At 58.6% G+C, this 16,171-nt stretch carries 15 protein-coding genes; 3 read left to right on the top strand and 12 right to left on the bottom strand.

The window, feature by feature from the left end; all coding sequences use genetic code 11:
• Positions 1-48: 48 nt before the first annotated feature.
• The 11 genes from KSX58_RS06980 to KSX58_RS06930 all read right to left on the bottom strand — a co-directional run bounded on the left by KSX58_RS06980 (position 49) and on the right by KSX58_RS06930 (position 12,059).
• Positions 49-2,484, bottom strand: a complete 2,436-nt coding sequence (locus KSX58_RS06980) for a lysylphosphatidylglycerol synthase transmembrane domain-containing protein (protein WP_217735664.1) — start codon at positions 2,482-2,484, stop codon at positions 49-51.
• Positions 2,485-2,631: 147 nt separating this feature from the next.
• The gene (purB, locus tag KSX58_RS06975) at positions 2,632-4,074 is read right to left on the bottom strand and encodes an adenylosuccinate lyase (RefSeq protein WP_033499177.1); all 1,443 of its coding nucleotides are present in this window, start codon (positions 4,072-4,074) and stop codon (positions 2,632-2,634) included.
• 39 nt (positions 4,075-4,113) lie between these two features.
• Positions 4,114-5,673, bottom strand: a complete 1,560-nt coding sequence (locus tag KSX58_RS06970; RefSeq protein WP_217735665.1) for an alpha/beta hydrolase — start codon at positions 5,671-5,673, stop codon at positions 4,114-4,116.
• Positions 5,670-5,999, bottom strand: coding sequence for a hypothetical protein (locus KSX58_RS06965; RefSeq protein WP_117642653.1), 330 nt, complete (start codon positions 5,997-5,999; stop codon positions 5,670-5,672). Before KSX58_RS06965 ends, KSX58_RS06970 begins: the two co-directional genes overlap by 4 nt.
• 145 nt (positions 6,000-6,144) lie before the next feature.
• On the bottom strand, positions 6,145-6,717 hold the full coding sequence (locus KSX58_RS06960; RefSeq protein WP_042990190.1) for a DUF6466 family protein: 573 nt from the start codon (positions 6,715-6,717) through the stop codon (positions 6,145-6,147).
• Complete coding sequence (locus KSX58_RS06955; protein ID WP_003808678.1) at positions 6,714-7,733, bottom strand: VWA domain-containing protein; 1,020 nt, start codon at positions 7,731-7,733, stop codon at positions 6,714-6,716. The genes KSX58_RS06960 and KSX58_RS06955 overlap by 4 nt, the downstream gene beginning before the upstream one ends.
• The gene (locus KSX58_RS06950; protein ID WP_085379401.1) at positions 7,730-8,797 is read right to left on the bottom strand and encodes a VWA domain-containing protein; all 1,068 of its coding nucleotides are present in this window, start codon (positions 8,795-8,797) and stop codon (positions 7,730-7,732) included. The genes KSX58_RS06955 and KSX58_RS06950 overlap by 4 nt, the downstream gene beginning before the upstream one ends.
• Positions 8,798-9,322: a hypothetical protein gene (locus KSX58_RS06945; protein WP_033499174.1), complete on the bottom strand. Its 525-nt coding sequence runs from the start codon at positions 9,320-9,322 to the stop codon at positions 8,798-8,800.
• Positions 9,319-10,272: a DUF58 domain-containing protein gene (locus KSX58_RS06940; protein WP_035009849.1), complete on the bottom strand. Its 954-nt coding sequence runs from the start codon at positions 10,270-10,272 to the stop codon at positions 9,319-9,321. The genes KSX58_RS06945 and KSX58_RS06940 overlap by 4 nt, the downstream gene beginning before the upstream one ends.
• Complete coding sequence (locus KSX58_RS06935) at positions 10,269-11,336, bottom strand: MoxR family ATPase (protein ID WP_021913934.1); 1,068 nt, start codon at positions 11,334-11,336, stop codon at positions 10,269-10,271. Before KSX58_RS06935 ends, KSX58_RS06940 begins: the two co-directional genes overlap by 4 nt.
• Before the next feature lie 18 nt (positions 11,337-11,354).
• The gene (locus KSX58_RS06930; RefSeq protein ID WP_011743002.1) at positions 11,355-12,059 is read right to left on the bottom strand and encodes a uracil-DNA glycosylase; all 705 of its coding nucleotides are present in this window, start codon (positions 12,057-12,059) and stop codon (positions 11,355-11,357) included.
• Positions 12,060-12,211: 152 nt separating this feature from the next.
• Here KSX58_RS06930 and KSX58_RS06925 point away from each other — a divergent pair, with 152 nt between their 5' ends.
• Together KSX58_RS06925 and groL are read left to right on the top strand one after the other, a co-directional pair.
• Positions 12,212-12,910 (top strand): LytR C-terminal domain-containing protein, encoded by a 699-nt coding sequence (locus KSX58_RS06925; protein ID WP_021913933.1) that lies wholly within the window; start codon positions 12,212-12,214, stop codon positions 12,908-12,910.
• Positions 12,911-13,184: 274 nt separating this feature from the next.
• A complete protein-coding gene (gene groL / locus KSX58_RS06920; RefSeq protein WP_011743003.1) occupies positions 13,185-14,801 on the top strand; it encodes a chaperonin GroEL in 1,617 nt (538 codons plus the stop codon).
• A gap of 104 nt (positions 14,802-14,905) precedes the next feature.
• On the opposite strand, the gene KSX58_RS06915 is transcribed toward groL, so the two are convergent.
• Positions 14,906-15,196 (bottom strand): WXG100 family type VII secretion target, encoded by a 291-nt coding sequence (locus KSX58_RS06915; protein WP_003808696.1) that lies wholly within the window; start codon positions 15,194-15,196, stop codon positions 14,906-14,908.
• A 79-nt stretch (positions 15,197-15,275) separates the two neighbouring features.
• Here KSX58_RS06915 and KSX58_RS06910 point away from each other — a divergent pair, with 79 nt between their 5' ends.
• Positions 15,276-16,169: a TPM domain-containing protein gene (locus KSX58_RS06910; protein ID WP_085379404.1), complete on the top strand. Its 894-nt coding sequence runs from the start codon at positions 15,276-15,278 to the stop codon at positions 16,167-16,169.
• The last annotated feature ends 2 nt before the right edge of the window (positions 16,170-16,171 follow it).

The raw sequence follows: 16,171 nt of genomic DNA, 5'->3' as shown, positions 1-16,171 counted from the left end.
CCTTTTGATTCAGCATAGGGGGAGAAAAAACCCTAACGGGGGGTTGGGCTAGATCAAATTATGCCTGTCCAGCCATTTCATAGCCACGGCTCCCATTGGAATTCTCAGCCAATAGAAGGCGATTCGGTAGACGAGAGTAGCGGAGACGGCGATGGTGGAGGGGATGCCCACGGCGGTGAAGGCCACGGACAACGCGGCTTCGACCGCGCCAAGGCCGCCTGGTGTCGGCACTGCGGAACCGAGCGTATTCGCCAGCAGGAAGATGAATGTGGTCTCCACCGGATTGGTGTGGCATCCGAAAGCCATCAATGCAATCCAGAATCCCAATCCGGTCGAGATGTTGAGCACCAATGCGCCGAGGATGCCGAAGGCCAGCTTCTTCGGGTGGGACAACACGTTGACGAGACTGCGTGCGTAGGAATTGACGATGGGCAGGTACTTCTCCGTGACGATGTGCCGCACCGGGGGAATGGCCATGGCCGCGGAAATCACCAATGCGACGATGGTGATCACCAAAATCAGCGTGTTGGTGGGAATCATGCCGGACAGTGTGTTGCGTCCGGTGAAGATGCCGATCAGCAGCAGCAGAATGATGGTGGTGCCGCCCTGCACCGCCCATACGGCGCTCATGATGGCGGTGGCCGCGGTATTGCGGTAGCCGCTCTTGCGCAGGAACTGCAGGTTGACAAAGGCCGGGCCGACGCCGGCGGGCATGGAGACCGCGGTGAAGCCCGAAGCCATTTGGGAACAGTACAAGCCGATCGGATTGCGTTTATCGGCATCCATGAAACAGCCAAGGGTCATGGCCGATCCGAACCAAGCCAGCAGTCCGAACAGCACGCATACCAGAGCCATGGCGATGTTGGCCTCTTTGACCGCCTTGATCATTTCGGCCGGTTGAATCTGGGTGAACACCACATACACGGCGACGACCAGCAGCGCGATTGCGATGAAGGAACGGAAACTGAACCGCGACAGCGTAACCGTTTCCATGGAATCCGCGACCTCCTGCGGAGCCAAAGCCGCGATACGGGAACGCAGCGTGTTGAGCATGTGCTTGTCGCAGGCGGGCAGGGCGCGTATCGCCGCCGGAACCGCCGCCTTCTGGATGAATGGCGCCAGGTCGATCAGTTGCTCGTCGCCCCACGTCCTGCGGGCGCATGCGATCGCACGGTCGATGCCGTTCAGCGCGCCGAGCAGAACCAGCAGCTGTACTTTGTCCAGCGCATAGTTTGGCGGCGCGCTGCCATAGTCGCCATTCTGCCATCCTGCGATCACCGGCTGTCCGTTTTCCATGCGCGACAACGTTTCGGGAGTGATTCGACGATGGGTGAAGCCGTGCCGGTGCGCTTCGGACAGATAGGTCATGAACAATTCCATGTCATGGTCGGACATGGTGTTCGGATTGCATTCCAAGGGCATGTGGTCGCGGTGAAACACCAGAATGGACGATTCGCTGCTGTCTGCGACTCCGTAGACTCCCGGCACCGTCAATCCGGCGTTCTGCAGGCCGAGAATCATCGCGTAATGGTGGTGGATGGCGTCGAAGGAGGAACGGTCACGGCGCATGGAGACCCCGGTCAGCCTGACCCATTGCCATAGCTGGTTGAGATAGCCTGCCATATGCACTTGGTTATCGAGAACGGATACCGTGTATTGGTGGCCGTCGACGTCGATGGCGTCGTAGATGCGTGAGTTCTCGGTCAGATCATCGTCCAATGTGGTCTTCAGCATGCCGGAATCGGTGTAGGTCGCGAGCCTGCGGGAGAGCGACGCCACGTCGATGCCGATGGAACGGAGCGCCTGCGCCACCTGGTTGCCCCAAGCTCCGTTGGTCTGTGTGCCGAGCATGAAACGGATCAGCATGCCCAAGGCACGTCCCGCGGCAAAGGAGACCAGCACGCCGGAAAGCGAATTCCATGACAGCACCACGAACAGCACGGCGACCGTGTAGAGGATGTTCCAGCCCCATTTGGTGCCGGAACGGGTGCGACGCGGTCCGGCGACGGTAAGGAATGAGGCCATCGCCGCATAAAAATCGGGAAGCAGTCCGGTTCCCACGGAAGTGCCGTTGGACATCATGGACATGATGAGGGTGTCATTGCCCGAGCCGCTGATAAGAGCGGATATGCCCCATATCGCAGCGAAACCGAGAATAAGGGCGATGGCGGAAACCACACTTTGCAGCCATTCCTTGGCGATGAGCAGCTGGATAAGCACGCTGACGGTAATGAAAACTATGGCGATCTGCTGCAACAGCGATGTCGGCACATCCATGAGCCAACTGACCACGTGGCCCGCGGAACGCACGTCGGACTCCACTCCGGAGGTGGTGCCATGCAAGTAGATGGAGAACAGGATGACGGCCGCGCCGACAAGCACGGCGAACAGCGCATGGAGCAGATCCGCGAAATCGCGGTTCCGTTTCGGCGGAACATCCTCAATGCGCGTTTCGTGTTTGCTGGTTGGGAAGTCGTGAGACACTATTGACCTGCTTTATAGGTACGTGGGTGAATACGTCCGGGTGACATGCACCTATTATCGTCTCCGATGATACGCCTTGGGGCGGCTGTGTGAAAACACAGCCGCCCCAAGGCGTATCATCCGCAAGATGAGTGTGGCGATGCGTTATCAGCGGTCGAAGTCAACCAGCTTGCTGGCAACTCCGGTGTATGTCGCCGGAGTCAACGCCTTGAGACGCGCCGCAGTGGCTTCGTCGAAGGCCTGCTGGTCGATGAACCGTTCGACGTCATCCTTGGAGATCTCGTGACCGCGCATGAGCTCCTTGACCTTCTCGTACGGCTTATCCATACCCGGCAGTCCTGCAAGCTCGCAGGCTCGCATGGCGGTCTGGATCGGCTCGCCGAGCACCTCCCAATTGGAATCGAGCTCGGCCTGGATGGCAACATCGTTCGGATGGATGGAGTTCAGACCACCCATCAGATTGTTCAACGCCAGCAGCGAATAGCCCAGCGCGGAGCCGATGTTGCGCTGCGTGGTGGAGTCGGTCAGATCGCGCTGCCAACGCGATTCGACCAGCGTCGCCGACAAAGTGTCCAATAGCGAGCAGGAGATCTCCAGATTGGCTTCGGCGTTCTCGAAACGAATCGGATTGACCTTGTGCGGCATGGTGGAGGAACCGGTCGCGCCCTTGACCGGTACCTGCGCGAACACGCCACGGGAGATGTACATCCACACGTCCACACACAGGTTGTGCAGGATACGGTTGGTGTGGCTGATGGTACCGTACAGTTCAGCCTGCCAATCATGCGATTCGATCTGCGTGGTCAACGGATTCCACGTCAGACCCATACGGTTGGTGACGAACTCGCGGGAGACGGCCACCCAGTCAACATCAGGGCAGGCGGCCAGATGCGCACCGAATGTGCCGGTCGCGCCATTGATCTTACCGAGATATTCCTGGGCCTTGACCTTGTTGAGCTGACGGTTCAGACGATACACATAAACAGCCAGTTCCTTGCCCAGCGTGGTCGGCGTGGCAGGCTGTCCATGGGTCAGCGACAGCATGGCCTTGTCGCGGTAGGCGTCGGCCTTCTGCGCCAGATGGTCGACAATGGCCTGGGCTGCGGGCAGCCACACCTGCTCCACACCGTTCTTCACGCAACGGGCGATGGACAGGTTGTTGATATCCTCGGACGTGCAGGCAAAATGCACGAGAGTCTTCAATCCGGTCAGCTGGGTGTCATGACCTAACACATCGGCGGCCTTCTCCAGCTGGTCGTCGATGTAATACTCCACGGCCTTCACATCATGGTGGGTCTTAGCCTCATAAGCGGCATGCTGGGCAATGCCTTCGGCTCCGAAATTCTCCGGAATGGAACGCAGATACGCCTGCTCATCATCGGTGAGCGGCTTGACACCCGGAACGATGGTCTGATTGCCGTTGCCCTCGAAACCGTTGGCAAGCAGAATCATCCACTCGACTTCGACGCGCATGCGCTCGCGGTTCAACGCCGGTTCGCTCATGTATTCGACAAGGGGAGCGGTCTGCTTGTGGTAGCGGCCGTCAAGAGGGGTCAGTGCGATTGCGGGGGAGATGTCAGTAAGCTTCATAGACAACAGCATACGTTCAGCCGTGAACCATTGGTCCCGTCATTTGCTGATGCGTCCCTCATAATACTGGACCTTCTCCAGCTCGCCTTCCACGACCTCTTGGAAATGACGGTCATGGTCCAGCACGGATTTGTTTCCGGTGTCGTAGGCGTACCGGTATCCCGCTTCATGGTATTTCGGGTAGTGCGTGGAGTTCTTCTCCCCAGACGAATCACTGACTTCGGCTCCTGGAAAAGCCCTCTTCGGCGCATCCTCCTCATGGACGGAGCATCGTATGGTGAGCCAGTTCTCCGTATGGGGGTTAGCCTCCCCGTCAAGTGCCGCGATGCCTTCATTATCCATCTCGATGGCGGTGACCCGTGTTTTCTCGGGAATCTCGAAATTCGCTATCGGGGAGCCAAGCGTGGCGATATGTTGGATGTCGTATTTATCTTGGAAATCCGTCGCCGCCGCTGCCGCGATGATGCCGCCCTGCGAATGGCCGACGATTTCCACGGGATCATCCGGCTGGATGCCGGCCTGTTTCATGGTCTCATCCAGGAAACGGAGGCTTTCCGCGGTTCCGCGCTGCCGCTCATCGGCACTCATCAGCTCGAAATTGGTGTACCAGTCCATAGGCGAATCGTGATTGCCGTCGGTCCCGGGAATGATGATCCTCCAAGCATATGTGCCATTGGCTTTGCGGTACTTGCAGCATGCGATGGTTCCGTATTCCAGACCGCTTTCACGTTCGCCGTTGAGAGGTCCTTCGGACAGCCGCCGTTGGTCGGCGATGGCGTCCTTCGTGCTTGTACCGCCTCTGACCACTTTGGTTTTCGGATACACACGGGTTACGGAGAGATTGTCTCCATGGTCTTTGTCGAAGTACGGTATGAGCAGTCTGTCGATTTTCTTAAGACCGCGATTGACCGAGCCTTTGCCGGAAAGCCCCTCTGCTATAGCCGCTCCCGGTTTGGTGATCATGAATAAGGTTTTCGTGATGTATTCCAGGATGGACGTGTCTTTTGAAGGCCGTTCCTGTATGTTCAATCGGCTCGCATGCTCTCCGAGGACGCTCACGAAGCTTTCCTGCATCCATGCGGTGGATTCCACAAGATAGAATTTGTTGAATTTCCCCTCTTTGGCGTAACTGCGTCTTACCCCCATCAGTGCGCTGGCGGTCAAGGCGAGAATCGCGGATTTCCGTGATGACATGAAAAGCCCTCGCAACATGATATTCAGCCCTTTCCTGCTGGCTTCCTCAGCTTGGGCGTATAAGGATTGGGCTTGTGCGATCAATGAGGATAGCTCATTAAGCTGGGATGCCATGGATTGCAGGGCCTCGGCATGTGCTTCGCAACGTCCGAGCAGCTGCCGGTACGGCAATTCGATATGGTCCTGCGCCGTACACCGTGGACTTGCCCCGGTCAAAGCGGACAGGAGCGGTGTGGCGCGAGGGTGGATTTTGAGTTCATAGCCTGCGGCAATGAAGGATCTACGGGAAGTGCCAAGACGATTCGCTTGGTCTCTGAGGATTCTTGAAGCATTGAAGTATTCCCGGTATTCGGCGGTGGTGAATCTCTTTCCGCCAACGATGCGGGCCGTCACTCGTTGGTTCATGCCGCACCTGCCGACCAGAGAAGACGTGACGTGGCGATCATATCATCACGTAGCAGAGCGGATTGCCGTGCGATGCGATCGAGACGGGTGCGGTATTCCTCGGCCGCGGTGCCGGTCCAGTCGGCCAGTCTGTTGGAGGCTATTGCCGCATCAAGTCCATCGAGAAGCCGTGACGCGGTAACAAGTTTCGCATTGATCAATGTTTGGGTGGTCCGCACGCCAATTCGGCAACGACAGGACATTTCCGACAGAGATGCCAACGAATTGAAGGCTGCGATGCCTGGGGCGGCACCAAGAAAAGCATTTGAAACGTTCATGGCAGCCATTTGACCACATTCGGTGTTGACGCCAATCGGAAAACAGAGCTTGTGGTCAAAGAACGAGTCTATGAAAAACCGTCGGCGTGTCGTTATTGGAAAAACAACGAAAACCACGTCGACGGCATGTGGATAACTATATTCGAAAAGCCCCCTACCAGGGTTTGGTCTGCGAGGATGACGTGCTTGGGTTCTTTTTCGCAGCCGAACCTGAATCGTCATTGGAATCCGATTGCGTGGATTGGGCGTTCTGAGCCAATAGCTCCTCTATTTTCCGACGTTGTTCGTCGGATAGGTTTTCGTCGTTCTTGTGACTTGATTTACCCGATTCCTGAGCGTCGGCGGTGTTTGAATCCGCGGAAGCGGACTGATCGCTCTGCTCGGCTTTGATCTTCTTGGACGCGTGATCCGTAAGCTGGCTGGAAACATGACTGTTATGCTCGATTGATTCGCGCACTTGGGGCAGCAGCAGTGGCTTCATGGCTGATGCCTCGTTGAATTGGGCGTCCGTCTGCTGTTGCCTGGTGTGCAGCTTGTCCCAATCGGCATCGTCTTTTCTGCTGGTCGAGATGTTCTCCTGCAGGCTTTGCGTGGCCTGGTTGTAGCTATTGACGGCTGCGAGATTCACTATGGCCCATAGGGCGGCCATGACCAGCAACGCCGCCATGACGGCCAAAACGATGCGAACCGTCAGCGAGGCACGCGGTTTCATGGTTGTTCTGGTCATAGCAAACTCCTCGACTGAATTATCCAAGCCCCCAATTCGCATGCGAGCAGCAGCAGCGTGACGATGGCCAGTGGCCATACGACGGGCATCGTCCTGGTGCGCTTCTTGGTGGTTTGGGTGACTCGCCACTTATCGGACGCTTCCTTGGACACGCCGTCACGCATGGTGTTGGAGGCGTTCAACACCAGCGCGGTACCGCTCAACTCGTCGGCGATGGACGCCATCTCATCCTTGTTCATGCGTGACACTCCGGGTTTGCCGGTATCAGGGTCGGTGACCCACTGGTCCGCATTTCCATCGACGCCGTCGGCGATTACGGGAATGTTGCCTCCCTGCTCGCTGCCGATGGCTACGGTGAAGGCATCGGATAGGTATCGTCGCAATGATGAGAACGTGCGCCGTGCCTTTGACGAGGTCTGTTCTCCATCGGAAAACAGGTACAGCACGATCGCATCATCGGGATGCTGATCATGAATGGACTTGCAGGTCAGCAGCAGCTGGTCGATAGGGGCATCCAACGTCGAACCGGCCGAAACGGAAGTCGCCTCGGGCGCGAGTGTATCCGCCCAATTGTCGATCGCGTTCGAATCCGGGGTCAACGGCACGTCCAACGTGCCGGAAGCTCCGAATCGCAAAGCGGCGAAACTGGAATTGGGATATAGCGCGGTGACGTCCTTCACGGCTTGTTTTGCCACGTCGAGACGGCTTGACTGTTCGGCTGAACCATATTGCGCGTCTTTGACGGCCATGGAACCGGTCACGTCAACGGCCACCACCACGTCGGTGGCGTTCACCGCACGGCTATTGGTCGGCGCCACGATACTGGGCGTCAATGCCATGACCGACACCGTCAGACAAAGCAATACGCGCCGAACGCATGCCCAAACGGTTTCGTCGCTGTCAGCGCGGCGACGAACATGCAATACGATCTGCGCAATGGCGCAGGCCAGCAGAACCACGGCGACGGCTCCGCCGACAGGCCAACCCAAAGCAGGGGAAAGCGTCAGATGGTTCATCTCCTCAACCTCCAAGCCAATGCCAGCCAGACCATCAAAACGATGGCCAAGGCCAGTGTCCACCATCCGGGAGCATCCACCATGGCGGCCTTGTTGCTCGACTCGTTTTCATGGTTCCGCCGAGATTCGATTTCCTTGACCAGCGAAGAGACGGATGCTCCATTCGATTGGGTGAGAAACACCCCATGATGAGCTTCGATGGCGGATTTGAATTTCTGGGTGGTCTCGTCGGCCTCGCTCTGCTTCGGTCCGGAAAACAATCCATCCACGGTGATTTGGGCCTGCTTGGTCAGGTTCAGCGCCTCGTCAAGCGTATAGGTTGGTTTTCCGGAAACGACGTTGTCCGTGGCAAGCACGATGGATGCGGCGCGCTGACGCTCGGCATTGTCGGCGCTTGCGTTCCCATAGGCGAATCCGGGAAGCATGGCCGCGCAGCTCACCACGCCATCGCCAATCAGCGAAGTGGACTCCTTACGGTTCTGCGTGCCTTCCAGCCAGTCGGAAATCGCCTGATAATCGCTGTCCTTCATCTTGTCGATATCGTCTTGGGACTCGACGCCTGCGAGGATGCTGCTGGCTTTGTCAAGCTGTTTGGACACCAGTTCGTAGTCGTCGGTCAACGGAAAAACGGTACGTGACGTCGAATTGAAGATGCTCAGGCCGATTCTCTCGCCCTTGAAGCTGTCGACGAGTTGACGGTAGGTGTCGATGACCTCGCGGTCGTAGGGGAGCGCCGAGCCGGAAACATCCAAGCACAGCACGATGTCTCGGCTGCTGGCCTTCTCCTCGCCTTCATCCACGGTGCTGGGACGTGCCACCAGAGCCGTGGCGAGTGCCAACGCGACCACTAGAAGAATCACCGCCAAACGGGAAAGAACCCTCCACTGGCGGAATAATCTCGATGCGGATTCCGTGTTGAGGTCATCATCCAGGCTGAAGGTGCGGGCACTCTCGATGTCATCGGTTTTGTGGCGCGCGGCCACCAGCAACGTGACGCCGGCAACGGCCAGCACCACGATGACGCCTGCCAGAAAGACCCAAGGCCAATGCCATGACAGTTGCATCTATCGCCACCTTTCCACAAGATTGGCCACCCATTCGCCAGCCTGCTCGACCGTGGCCTGCCTGGCGATGTGATTGCGCTCGGCATCCGCGAATTCCGGCGGATACAATGCCTCGATGGTTTGCCTGAGCAAGGTGAGACCCTGCTGGTTCCCCGTGGTCCGAGGCGTCTCTTCGATGTCGGTGAGCGTCTGGTTGCGCACGTCCGTTCCGGTGGCAGTGGAAGCAAAATCCCTGGCGATTGCGGCCAGCTGTGCGAAAGCCTCCTCGCGCTCCAGCTCCCCCTGGGCATGGCGGGACACAACATCATCGATACGCTGATGCCAGACGGTTTTGCCGGCAAGCGCGTCATGTCGGCCGCGATTGACTATTTTTGCGGGCTTCCGGCTCGGCCGGGCAAGCCAGACCACAAGAGCCACCAAAACGACGGCAAGCAACAGACAGACCGCGATGACGACGGCCAAACCGTTCTCAAGATGAATCTGGTCCTTGATGACGAGGTCATCCTCGGCAAGGAAGAGCATCATGCCTTGTCTCCCAACGACAATACGGACGGGGCTCTCAATTGGTTACGTGTGGACTGGGCCAAAGCCGTGGAAACCATGCGCACGAACTCATGGAACATGCGTTCGCTGGAATCGGATCGAATTACCGTCGAGCCACAGCGATTCAGCTCATGGCGAATGGACGCAGCCAGGTATTCACGATGCGTTCGCACTTGCCCAGCTGTGTTTCCCCTACGCAGGAACGCAGGCACGCGTCGTTTTCCAGCCCCGTCAAGCACCACGCGCGCATGGCTGACATCAAACGGATTGATGGTGGCCACATCGATGAGCACCATCGGATGTGTCCTTGCAATCGTGCGGATGGCGCTCAAATGACGTTCCTCCAACGCATGCTCCTCGGTGGCGATGACGACCAGCGCCTCTTTGTCCCGAATGCGGCGTGCGTATTCCAGCAACGCGTCGATATTGCGGGGCCTGGTCCACTCGCGCTGCAATGCCGTATCCAAGGTTCGTTCGAACTGCGCCAGGCCACCGTTGAACGGCACCCGGGTGATGGAAGCGCTGTCGCCGAACACCATGGACACTTCGTCGCCTCGGCGCAGGCTGAGCGCGGCGAACATGCATAAGGCGTTTGCCGCCACCTGGTACGCCTGTTCCGAGGAAGGGCATGCGGCGGTCATTTCCTGTCCGACGTCAAGCAGCAACCATGCCTTCGAAGTGGAGGGACGCTCACGCTGCACCACCATTGGACGTCCCGCTCGGGCACTGGTCTTCCAATCGATGCGTTTCGCCTCGTCTCCCGGCTCATAGGCGTGGATATCCACGACATCGTCGGCGCCGAAGCGTTTGTTCGATGCGTGCGCGCCTTCGAGTATGCCGAGCGCCTTGCGTACCGTCGGCAGACTCAGCGTGGTTCCAAGCGTCTCGATTTTTCTGCGGATCGGATCGTCGGAACGGATCTGGTCGATCATGGAACGGGGACCGCCTGCACGATCGAATCCACCACCTGGTCGCTGGTGACGCCATCAGCAAGTGCTTCGAACGTCATCAGAATACGATGGCGCAACACTTCGTGGGCGAACGCCTTCACATCCTCAGGAATGACGTAATCTCGTCCCTGCAGGAGCGCGTTGGCCTGTCCTATGCGCACCAGCGCGATGGACGCGCGCGGCGAGGCGCCCAGCCTGACGAGCGAGGAAAGTCCTTGGACGGGCTTGGTTCCAGCGCCACGGGAGGTGGCCGCGATATTGACCGCATACTGCATGATCGCATCGGACACGTGCACACGACGTGCCGCGGAACGCAGGAATTCGACGTCGCTGATGGAAACGGTGTCACCGGTGAGCGCGTGCTGGTCTACGGTATCGGAGCCGCGGCGGGTCAGCATGGCGAGCATGCGTTGCTCTTCCTGCGCTGTCGGATAGGTCAGTACGGCCTTCATCATGAAACGGTCCATCTGCGCCTCGGGAAGATTGAAGGTGCCCTCTTCCTCGATTGGATTCTGCGTTGCGATGACCATGAATGGTTTCGGCAGCGCGATGCGTTGGCCTCCGATGGTGGTCGCGCCCTCCGCCATGGCTTCAAGCATGGCGGACTGGGTCTTCGCGTTGGAACGATTGATTTCGTCGAGCAGCACGAAATTGGCGTGGATCGGGCCGATCTGCGTGGAGAATTTCTGCGTGGCGAAGTCGAAGACCTGAGTGCCGACCAGGTCCGAAGGCATCAGATCGGGAGTGCATTGCACACGTTTGAACGAGCCGGACACCGAAGTGGCCAAGGTCTGCGCGGCAGTGGTTTTTGCCAGACCCGGGACGGATTCGATGAGGATATGACCGCCGGCCACCAAAGTGGTGATCAGCGATTCACGAAGATTGTCCTGTCCGACCAGGGTCTGCGCGAAACGTCCGCGAATCTGCGAACCGATGTTCCTGGCGCGTGCGATGTCTTCGGCCGACAGCGTGGTTGGTCTTGCGGCTGCGGGCATGGGGATGGGTGCCGGTGCTGGCGCCGGATTCTTTGGAGGGAATAAAGCCATGGTTGCTACTCTAACGGGTCAAGCTGACGGGAGGGTCCAATCCACCGGCTGTTCTCCTGCTTCGATTAGCGCCTGATTGGCGCGGGAGAACGGTTTCGAGCCGAAAAATCCGTAGCGGGCGGACATCGGACTTGGATGGGGGGATTTGATGATGAAAGCGTTGGTGAGCAGGGGCTCCAACGTCTGCGCCTTTCGTCCCCACAGAATCGCGACCAGAGGCTTGACGCTGCCGTCAGGCCGACGGCGATTGTTCAATGCGCTGATGGCCGCGTCGGTGACCACTTCCCAGCCTCGCCCCTGATGACTTCCCGGCTTTCCCGGTTCGACGGTCAGGCATCTGTTGAGCAGCATGACGCCCTGCTTGGTCCAGGGTGTCAGGTCGCCGTTGGCCGGCATGGGCACGCCCAGATCGTCGGTCAGCTCGGTGTAGATGTTCGCCAGACTGCGCGGAATGGGCTTGACGTCCGGTGCCACGCAGAAGCTCAGTCCCACCGGATGGCCCGGCGTGGGGTAGGGATCCTGGCCGACGATAAGCACTTTGATGTCGTCGAATGGAATGGTAAACGCGCGCAGAATGTTCCTGCTGGCCGGAAGGTACTTACGTCCCGCCGCGATTTCCGACCTCAGAAAGTCTCCCATGAGATGTATCTGGGGTTCGACATCGGCGAGGGCCTGGGCCCATCCGGGCTCCACAAGATCCTTCAATGGTTTGATATGAGTCATACTTTCCCACTGTACGACGTGCCCTGTGGATGTCCATGCCGATTCCATGCGGAAACGTGTCGAATACGCGCAAAATCGACGATGCTGATTGTGGGCTGACTGCACGGGCCGGTACACTGGGGCGGTAAGTGTGAGAAATGAGGTTGCAGAAAATGGCTAAGCAGGACAAGGAGACCTACGAATCCTACGCCAAGGATATGTTCGACAATCCTCCGGCGGGACCGATGGGCGTGCACCGTGGCGCACGTTCCATGGCGTCCAGGGCTCTGCCGTATGTGATTGTCGTGATTGTGGCTCTGCTCGCCGGCTTGCTGTTCTGGGGAGTCTATTCTGGTGAGATCAGCAACCTGAGAATGCCTTGGTCGGCCAAGGAGGACTCTTCATCGTCCGTCTCCACGGCGGATAAGGCGGATAAGAAGACGGACGACACGTCCAAAGACGCCAAGACGGAGAACAAGAAGTCCGAGGACGGCAAGAAGACCAGTACTTCGGATGGCCAGTCGAAGGACGCTTCGGACGCCAACCAGAACGCGGAACAGAATAACGATCAGAACAATGGCCAGGATGCGGCTTCTGAGCAGAGCGTGAATCTGGCCACCGAGATCCGCGTGGTGAACGCCACCAGCATCACCGGTTACGCCAAGAGCAAGGCCGATGCCCTGACCCAGGCCGGATACACCAGCGTGACGCCCAGCAATCCGACCGGCAACGTTCCCAGCCAGACGGTTGTCTGGTATCAGAATGAGGCCGACAAGGCGACGGCGGAGAATGTCGCGCAGACGCTGGGAATCTCCAATGTCCAGCAGAGCAGCGGATTGGTCACGCCGATCGTTGTGGTGCTGTTGAACTGAAAAAACGCCGTCCGAACCGGTTTGGAACCTCGCCCGAACATAGGCGAGGTTCTTTTATTTTCTTGGAAATCCGGCGTTTTTCAAGTTGATTCGATGCGACTGACATCTTGCTCACAGCGCAAAGAACGTCATCGGGTTTGGCACTCTCGACGTGAGAGTGCTAATCTGCGAATTAGCACTCGACGAGTGAGAGTGATAACTGGCAGCTGACGGCTGGTTCTGATTGTCGCTCCGAAGGTGGAAATAATACCGTGTAGCCATATGTGGAGGAACAATGGCAAAGATGATTGCATATGACGACGAAGCTCGTCAGGGAATGCTCGCGGGTCTCGACAAGCTCGCTGACACCGTCAAGGTAACCCTTGGTCCGAAGGGCCGCAATGTGGTGCTTGACAAGACCTACGGCGCTCCGACCATCACCAACGATGGCGTTTCCATCGCAAAGGAAATCGATCTGGACGATCCGTATGAGCGTATCGGCGCCGAACTGGTCAAGGAAGTCGCCAAGAAGACCGATGACGTTGCAGGCGACGGCACCACCACCGCAACCGTGCTGGCCCAGTCCCTGGTGCACGAGGGTCTGAAGAACGTCACCGCCGGCTCCAACCCGATCGCGCTGCGTCGTGGCATCGAGAAGGCCGCCGACGCCATCGTCAAGGAACTCGTCGCAGCAGCCAAGGACGTTGAGACCAAGGATCAGATCGCTGCCACCGCAACGATCTCCGCCGCTGATCCGGAAGTCGGCGAGAAGATCGCCGAAGCTCTGGACAAGGTCGGCCAGGATGGCGTCGTGACCGTCGAGGACAACAACCGCTTCGGTCTTGACCTTGACTTCACCGAGGGCATGCGCTTCGACAAGGGCTACATCGCTCCGTACTTCGTGACCAACGCCGAGGACCAGACCGCCGTTCTCGAGGATCCGTACATCCTTCTGACCTCCGGCAAGCTGAGCTCCCAGCAGGATGTCGTCCACATCGCCGAGTTGGTTATGAAGACCGGCAAGCCGCTGCTGATCATCGCTGAGGACGTTGACGGCGAGGCTCTGCCGACCCTGATTCTGAACAACATCCGCGGCACCTTCAAGTCCTGCGCCGTCAAGGCTCCGGGCTTCGGCGACCGCCGTAAGGCCATGCTGCAGGATATGGCCATCCTGACCGGTGCCCAGGTGGTGTCCGATGAGCTGGGCCTGAAGCTCGACTCCGTCGACATGTCCGTGCTTGGCACCGCCAAGAAGGTCATCGTCTCCAAGGATGAGACCACCATCGTGTCCGGTGGCGGCTCCAAGGAGGACGTGGCCGCTCGCGTCGCTCAGATCCGTGGCGAGATCGCCAACACCGATTCCGATTACGATCGCGAGAAGCTGCAGGAGCGCCTGGCCAAGCTGGCCGGCGGTGTCGCCGTCATCAAGGTCGGCGCTGCCACCGAGGTTGAGGCCAAGGAACGCAAGCACCGCATCGAGGATGCCGTGCGCAACGCCAAGGCCGCTATCGAGGAAGGTCTGCTGCCGGGCGGCGGTGTCGCCCTGATCCAGGCTGCCGCCAAGGCCAAGGACGACGTCAAGCTCGAAGGCGACGAGGCCACCGGTGCCGCGATCGTGTTCCGTGCCGTCGAAGCCCCGATCAAGCAGATCGCCGAAAATGCTGGCCTGTCCGGCGATGTGGTGATCGACAAGGTTCGCTCCCTGCCTGACGGCCAGGGCCTGAACGCAGCCACCAACGAGTACGAGGACCTGCTGGCCGCAGGCGTCACCGACCCGGTCAAGGTGACTCGTTCCGCTCTGCAGAACGCAGCTTCCATCGCTGGACTGTTCCTGACCACCGAAGCCGTGGTGGCCAACAAGCCGGAACCGCCGGCAGCCGCTCCGGCAGCTGGCGCCGACATGGGCTACTGATCGAAAGACCGGAAGCTTCCATAAGCTCAAATAGCTGATATGAGGCCCGCTTCCCGATGGGGAGCGGGCCTTTGCTTATCTGGAAGGCGCCTTACGCGCGCTTTCTACTGCGCGAACAAACGCGACGCCTGCATTTCGGTCTCCGAATACAACGTGGAGGCCTGCATCAATGCGCGCTGGATTGATTCAAGCGACTGCTCCATCTGCTGCTGCGCGGCACGCCACTGTTCGGCGACCGCTGTGAACTGCGTCGCAGCCCCGCCGCGCCAAACGCTCTGCAGATTGTTGAGATTGCCGTACATGCCCTGCACGGCCTGTCGGATGGATTGGATGGAGGCGTTGACGGCGGCGCTCGAGGACTGAATCTGCTCGCTGTCGACTTGATACTGTGGCATGTGCCGGTCCTTTCAATGATGATTGGTGTGTTTCTCCATGCGATCGCGGTTGGCGCAACCGGACGGTACAGTGGATGCTATGTCATCAGTGAGCGTGTGCAACGAAAAAAACGGAGCTGTGGTCGGAGAACATATGCATTTGGGTTCCGTCGGCGTGTCGCGAAACGGCGGCAGAACGGCAAAAGGTTGGAATATCGCGATTTGCATGTTGCTGGCGAGCGTGCTGGGTTTGTGTTTGATGCTGTGGATAACTCCGCCGGTCCATGCGGATGACAGTGCCGGATTGGGCATTACAGCCACGGACGACATCACCGACACGCAGAATCTGCTCGGTTCGAATGTCTCGGAGATCACGGACGCCATCAACCAGACGAAAAAGGAGACCGGCGTCACCGTCCGTTTGGTGTATCTGGACAGTTTCAACGCCAAGGGCAAGCCGGATAAATGGGTGAGCGCGCTGCTGGAATCGTTGAACCCGAAACCGAATACCGTGATGTTGGCGGTTGCCTCGAATGACGGTAATCTGGTGGTGGCCGTGTCTTCGAACTCGGAGGAATGGCTGAAGAAGAAGTCGACTGTCGACGCGCTGTCCGATGCCGCGCAAAAACCGTTGATGGAAAGCGATCCGGACTGGGCGAAGTCCGCGACCGACATGATGAATCAGATTTCGGTGCAGAAAAAGACCTCGACTTCGTCGCGGACCATATGGATTGGCGTGGGAGGATTCGCCGGCGCGCTGCTGCTTCTGGTGGTGCTTCTGGTGGTGTTCCATATCCTGCGCAAGAAGGGCGTGATCGGGCATCGGCGTAAGGGCCGCCATAGCGGCCGTCATGGTGCGGTCGCCGAACGTATCCAACCGGTCAAAGAGTGGGGCGCCGAATCGGAAAACGAGGATTATGTCAATCCGGATACCGCTTCAACGCAAGATTCAAAATCCGTTCAGGAAACATCCAGTGAAGCGAGCGATGCTTAAGC

This window comes from Bifidobacterium sp. MSK.17.10, assembly GCF_019129655.1.
GTDB lineage: Bacteria > Actinomycetota > Actinomycetes > Actinomycetales > Bifidobacteriaceae > Bifidobacterium > Bifidobacterium adolescentis.
This window is presented reverse-complemented; position numbering and strand designations above follow the sequence as displayed.